The sequence below is a fragment of the uncultured Paraglaciecola sp. genome (assembly GCF_937123705.1).
In the GTDB taxonomy this organism is placed as follows: Bacteria; Pseudomonadota; Gammaproteobacteria; order Enterobacterales; family Alteromonadaceae; genus Paraglaciecola.
On sequence record NZ_CAKZKO010000217.1, the window covers coordinates 1 to 6,734 of the forward strand.

Below are 6,734 nucleotides of genomic sequence, written 5' to 3' on the forward strand. Positions count from 1 at the left end.
ACGAACAGATTGAATAATATTTGCCGGTAAACCAACAGCTTTCAGTTTATTCCTGATTCGGGCGACTTTAATGTCAATAGAACGGTCAATGCCATCGTAATCAGCCCCTTTTAATACTTTCAGAATAACTTGTCGAGACACCACACTATTATGCTTTGTAGCAATGAAGTAAAATAACTCATACTCCTCTTGTGTTAAACCCAAAGCTTTTCTTTGATAAAAACAATCGGTAGATGCAGGAATAAACTTAACATCGCCAAAAGCTAAAATATCATCTGGCTGATACTTGGATGGCCTAACACCTAAGCGCTTTATTCGTTGATACAAAACTTCGAACGGCGCTGTTTTTAACACAAAGTCATCAGCCCCAACTTCAAAGCATTTTATTTCAGCTATTGAGTCTTCGTGACTAGTGATGAAAATAATTGGCCGTTGATAAAACTCTCTAAGTTGCTTACAAACCTCATAACCACTAATATCTGGTAAGCCTATATCCAACAAAATAAGATCTGGAAAAGTATTGATTACTTTTCGCAAAGCATTCGATCCGTTAAAAACTTGAGTAACAGCAAAGCCTTTACTTTCCAATTGGCTTTTTAAAGTAAGAGACACCAATTTATCATCTTCTATAATTAGTACTTCTTTCATGATGGTGTTCCTTAATTCATATTTAGCATATTTCATTTAGATCACAATTACTTAACCTAAAAGAATAGTTACATATCAATTGATTTTCCTCCTTTTATCCTCACACAACAATACTCAAAGCCAGGATAATTGTATCTAATATGTAACTTGCACGATCTGATAAGTGACAAATAGTCACAAAATTCATTAAATTATGGAAAATATTTTCAAAATAGCAAAACGAAAAAACCCGTAGCCTGAGCTACGGGTTTTAGAATGATGGTGGAGGGAGGTGGATTCGAACCACCGAAGGCTGAGCCGTCAGATTTACAGTCTGATCCCTTTGGCCACTCGGGAACCCCTCCAGATTGATGGTGCCGACTACCGGAGTCGAACTGGTGACCTACTGATTACAAGTCAGTTGCTCTACCAACTGAGCTAAGTCGGCTTCATCAAGTGGGTGCGGATTCTAGAGCAAGAATTCAGGGTGCGCAAGAGGGAATTTAGAAAAATTTGCCTTTTTTTGTTTGTTTGCCTGAAATAACAACTGAACGAGTGTTTTTCACCCATTTCATATACTAAAATTCGGTCATTTGGCCTCAAAAGATTCAAGCAAACGAGAAAGTCCTCGTAATACTAAATTTGGAAATAGTGATATTTTTTCATTTTTTTGTAACCCAAGTGAATTTTGGCCACCACCTGTGACTAAAATAGCATAGTTTTCATAGTGCTGACTTAAATATTGCTCCGCCATTAAAACGAAACCAGTTTGCGAGGCTAGGCAGCCATAGCTAACACAATCTTGAGTGGTTTCTCCTATTTTCAAAAATTCTGGACTTCTAGTGTCTGCAAATACCTGTTGGGTATTACTCAGTAAACTTTCGCGCATCACTGAAAAACCAGGGCTTATCCACCCACCAATATGTCTATTATCAATAACAATATCACAGGTATTCGCGGTACCTAAATCAATTACAGCAACAGGTAACGGGGTGATTTCACGGGCGGCCAAAATGGCCATCCACCTATCTACCCCTAAGGTTTCAAATTGCTTGTAGGCACATTGAATTCCTAACGTTTTAGACTCAGTTTCAACTACTTTACAGGCTATGTTGGATTGATCACACAACTCGACTAGGGTTGCCACTAACGAGCTATGTCCAACAGATGACACCAATAGTTGTTCAGCTGATTGAATATATGAAATTAAGTCATCAGGGTACTGGCAGAAGTTCACGTCGCCCAAATCAGAACTTTGGTTAACAAGCGCATATTTAATCTGAGTGTTGCCTATGTCAACTAATAGTGCTTTATAATGGCCTAACACTAATTTCCCCCCCATGATAGGCTTCAATTCCTTGCTTAGTTTCAATCAATATGGCGCCAGTGCTATCTATACCTCTACTAATCCCCGTTATTGTCTGCTTACCTATTATAAGTTTTATGCCTTGATTGGCATATATATCTAGTGCGCGCCACTTATTAATAAAGGGCTCAAGTCCGCTCTCCTCAAATAAAGTCAAGCTCCTATGTAGTTCACTTATTAACGCACTCGCTAACAAATTGCGGTCTACAGTTGCTGTAATTAATTGTGAAAGATCTGTCCAAGGTTGATCAATCTCGTCAACATTTGAAGGTAGCGAAACGTTGAGGCCAATACCAATAATCGCTTGGCATAGACTATCGATTTGTCCTTCAACTTCAATTAGAACCCCAGCCAACTTCTTACCTTTAGCATAGATATCATTTGGCCATTTTAACTGTACTCCTTGTATCCCGCAGTGATGTAGAGCACCAACTAGAGCCACTCCCACCGCTAGACTTAGTCCTCCTAGCGCTGAGTATCCACCTGAAAAAGACCAACCCATAGACATATATAGACTACTGCCATAAGGTGAAACCCATTTTCGTCCATGACGGCCTCTACCCGCGGTTTGTGCTTCTGCCAAACAAGTGTGCCCATTTTTAACTTCAGGCAGCTTTTCTTTAAGGTACTGGTTAGTTGACCCTATTACATTCAAAACCTCAATATCAGCAGTGCAAGCACCAGCAACTCGTTCTTTGATCTTTTCTAAATTCAATAATGTCAATGGTCTCGCCACGCGGTAGCCTTTCCCGGTAACTTTATAGATATCTAAACCCAAGGAACTGAGCTCTTTGATATGATTAGAAATGGCAGCTCGGCTAATACCTAAAGATTTACCTAACACTTCTCCCGAATGAAATTGGCTATCCGCCAAAATGGCTAGTAAATTTCCCTGCACTAGCTGTGATGATTTGTTCATAAAATAATTGGACCATTTTTACCTATCAATCTAACTTCATTCTCCAACTCAATAGAAAACTCCCTTCTCACTGCTAACTTGATGGCGCGAGCCAACTGTAACAATTGTTTACCCGTACCTGAGCCATCGTTGGTCAATACCAATGCGTGTTTAGGATGACAGGCTACCCCACCAATCTTCTTACCTTTAAAGCCAAGTTGCTCTATCAACCAAGCGGCTGGAATTTTTACGCTCTCGGTGCTTATGAGGTAACTGGGAATAGACGGCCAAACCTGCTGCAGTTGTGTGAATTGACGCATATTTATTACTGGGTTTTTAAAAAAACTACCTGCATTGCCTATTGTTGCCGGATCTGGAAGCTTACACCGACGAACTTCAACAACTTTTTTGAATATGTCCAAAGCAGTAGCTTTCTCCATATGCTGCAACTCTCCATAATGAGTGACGCCCCGCCAATTTTTAGGTATAGCAAAAATAACACTCGTAATCATCGCTTTATTAGCTAATTTATTTTTAAACACACTATCACGGTATGCAAATTCACAATCAGAGGAAGCAATGCTGTGGTGAGTTTTTTCTTCCAAATCAAAATACTTAACACGATGAACGAATCGCTCGACCTCAATACCATAAGCCCCAATATTTTGAATTGGAGCGGCACCTACGGTACCGGGTATCAATGCTAGATTTTCGAAACCATATATTTGATGCTCCATACACCACAATACAAACTGGTGCCAATTTTCACTAGCACCGACCTCAAGCATATAATGAGTATCGGTATTGCTAAGCTCTATTCCCATAAAAGCGGGGCTCACGACTGTGCCTAGATAGTCTTCTAGAAACACCGTATTACTGCCTTCACCCAGAATATAAAAGGGTGAATTATCTAAGTGACTTAACTGAACCTGTAGCTCGGAAACAGCTTTAATAAAAACTATCGCTTTTGCTGATGAAGGGAAACCAAAAGAATGAAGGGAAGCTAGAGAATACACAAATGAAACCAGTAGAAGTTTAAGTTCATTTTAATCAAGAATAGAGCCATTGTCAGAAAATACCTTGCAACAATTTAAAAATTCAAGGATTTATGCTTAAAGAGGCTTATTCTTCAATTTTTTACTCAGGTATAAGGCCTGATCCGCATTATGAATTAGAGCATCAATGTTGTCATAACTTTCATTCACCATAGCCAACCCCATACTCACACTTGCGAATACTTGTTGGTTTATATAAGTCACAGGTGTAGCCGCTATGATTCTTAATAACTTAGTTTGCAATTTTTCCGCCGATTTTAAATCGGTATTAGGGAGCAGTAATGCAAATTCATCTCCACCTAATCTTGCAAAGATATCATAGACTCGTATGTGGTTTGTTACTAAATGGCTGATCTGAGTTAGCACTGCATCCCCCATATTATGCCCATACTGATCATTAATCTGTTTAAAATCGTCAAAGTCCATCATGACCAAAACAAAGGCTTTGTGGCTTCGACTAAAGCGTTCAAATTCTTGCTCCAAAGCGTAAATAAAATGACGGCGATTAAACTGACTAGTTAAAGGATCGGTAATTGATTCTTGGCGTAATTTAAATTCGACCGCCTTACGTTGTGTGACATCTTGTACTACTCCCATTAACACTTCACTGTTGGGTTTCTTACTTACACGAACATGAACCCAAATCAGCTCGCCACTACCATGTTTTATTTGATGCTCAAAACTAGCATCACCTGTTTCATTGGCCAACTTGAAACCCGCTAAAATCCCCTCCATTTCACCTTTTGGGGTAAGGTTGTTTAATAAGCTTATACTAGGCTTAGTGTGATTCTTATCTATCCCAAGTAATTCGAAATAAACATCAGACCAATAAAATACTTGCGTTTCAATATTGTATTCCCAATAACCTAAATCAGCGATTTCCTGTGCCATCTCTAACCGCTTCTGGCTATTTTTGAGTTTAATTTCCAGCCTTTTCTGCGCAGACACATCCATCAAAATGCCTGACCATAAAACAGAACCATCATGCTGTTTAATTGGCTGGGAATGGCCGTAAATATACTTCTCTTTTCCGTTAACCAAAAAACGCACTTCACAAATCCAATCACACATTGTGTCAAGCGAATGTTGTATCGAAAGATTCGCTGTGTTGACATCATCTGGATGCATAGCCTCGAACAGAGGAGCGCTATCTTCAAGTATTTCCTTAGGTAACACTCCAATTAAATCGAACAATTTTTCGCTTGCATAAGGAAAGCAACTACTACCATCGGCATTAATCTGATATTGGTAAATCACACCAGGAGAAATAGCCGCTAGCGATTCAAATTTTTTACTCAACTCCATTGTTTGACTGATATCTGTCAAAGACCCAACAAAGTCTTCTGAGGATAAACGTACTTCATCAGACAACCAGATATAATGCCCTTGTTTATGCCTGAAGCGATAACGACGCTTAAGAATACCTATACAACCTTGGGCCAACCAGTTTTGCACTTGAACATCGCATTGAAGCATATCCTCACTATGAACTCTAGCCTGCCACCAATTGACATTTTCTTTAGTCTCCAAAGCAGAGAATCCTGTTAACTCCTTCACATCTTCTGAGATGTAATAATTCCGATACAATCTGCCCCTAGGAGATTTATAAATGACTGCCGGTGTACTGGCAATAATCGCATCCAACTCTGCTTGTGTTGCCTCTAATTTTGTCTGCTGATTTTTTTGAACAGTAATATCAATATGCGTCCCTGAAACCCACTCAGGTTTCCCATCCTTAGTACGAGTTTGTAAGCACCCGTAATCACGTACCCAAACCCAGTGCCCGCTTTTATGGCGCATTCGAACTTCACAGCTGTAAATTTTATTACGGCCGGAAAAGTGCTCCTCTAAAGCTAGATTAGACAAAGAAATATCAACCGAATGACAATACTTTATCCATGTATCTATTGTGATAGGACGCAATTCATCTAGCCGATAACCGATAATTTCCGCCCATCTATCATTCAATACCAACTCCCCTGTTTGAACATTCCACTCCCAGGTCCCAGCTTGAGTTACTTCTAACATTCGTTGCATCTTATATGCGGGATCACTATTTAGGTAAGACTGTGCGTGCAATGGACTCAAAAACTGCAACGATATTAAACTGTCTTGCCCTCCCAAATGTTCTAGTCGACCAGCAATAGAGCGATCATTATGGGTCAATTCAATGGGTGTACAGCTATCCTGAAAAAGAAAACTATCTATGGTATTAATCGACAGCAACTTACCTAATGATAGTTGCTTAACTTCAATTCCAACTTGTTCAAAATTATGTGGGATTTCTTTGCAACCCAAGAAATGCTTGCAAGCAGCGTTCATGCCGCGAATATTCAAGTCTTGATCAAACAACATATAACATACTGCAGTAGGTAAAGCCGAAGCTGGTATCTCTCTGTGCTTTATATTTGTTGGTCTCAACTTAATTCCTTCCAAAAATCAGTAAAATCTAAAACCATTTAAACTATGATAAAGGAATGCTGTAACTAAACTATACATTCACCTTTAACAAATTCCTATAGTGGAATAGTACCAAGCCATATAATACCAATTCATCCTAACAATTAGTCACTCAGAGAGTGACTAATTGTTAGGATGAATTGGTATAAGTCGGCGTTGAGAGATAAATTTAGGTTTCATGCCAAAAAAAGACTATCCAAATGGATAGCCCTTCCACTAAATGGGAGCCTTTTAGAAACACAGTTTCTACTGCTGGAACGAGTCAAGCTCTGCTTGAGTCCGGGAATCCACTTCGTGAAGGGAAAATGCCTTCTTGAGACGAGCACTG

5 protein-coding genes and 2 tRNA genes are annotated in these 6,734 nt (G+C 39.4%); all 7 read right to left on the reverse strand.

Features of this window, described 5'->3' with window-relative positions:
- Positions 1-648, reverse strand: a 648-nt coding sequence (locus Q0688_RS26975; protein ID WP_299085042.1) for a response regulator transcription factor, incomplete at its 3' end; no start/stop codon positions are given.
- 259 nt (positions 649-907) lie between these two features.
- Positions 908-992: transfer RNA gene (locus Q0688_RS26980), tRNA-Tyr, on the reverse strand.
- Between the two features lie 7 nt (positions 993-999).
- Positions 1,000-1,075 (reverse strand) — tRNA-Thr (locus Q0688_RS26985).
- Between the two features lie 141 nt (positions 1,076-1,216).
- Positions 1,217-1,969, reverse strand: a complete 753-nt coding sequence (locus Q0688_RS26990) for a type III pantothenate kinase (protein ID WP_299085044.1) — start codon at positions 1,967-1,969, stop codon at positions 1,217-1,219.
- Entirely contained in the window at positions 1,938-2,912 is a 975-nt protein-coding gene (gene birA / locus Q0688_RS26995) for a bifunctional biotin--[acetyl-CoA-carboxylase] ligase/biotin operon repressor BirA (protein ID WP_299085047.1), read from the reverse strand. Before birA ends, Q0688_RS26990 begins: the two co-directional genes overlap by 32 nt.
- Positions 2,909-3,907 (reverse strand): UDP-N-acetylmuramate dehydrogenase, encoded by a 999-nt coding sequence (gene murB, locus Q0688_RS27000; protein WP_299085050.1) that lies wholly within the window; start codon positions 3,905-3,907, stop codon positions 2,909-2,911. Before murB ends, birA begins: the two co-directional genes overlap by 4 nt.
- A gap of 96 nt (positions 3,908-4,003) precedes the next feature.
- Positions 4,004-6,367, reverse strand: a complete 2,364-nt coding sequence (locus tag Q0688_RS27005) for a PAS domain-containing protein (protein ID WP_299085053.1) — start codon at positions 6,365-6,367, stop codon at positions 4,004-4,006.
- Positions 6,368-6,734: the final 367 nt, after the last annotated feature.

Coding starts and splice junctions, on each gene's coding strand:
- Q0688_RS26990 (WP_299085044.1), bottom strand. CDS start 1,969: ATGGGGGGGAAATTAGTGTTAGGCCATTATAAAGCACTATTAGTTGAC.
- birA (WP_299085047.1), bottom strand. CDS start 2,912: ATGAACAAATCATCACAGCTAGTGCAGGGAAATTTACTAGCCATTTTG.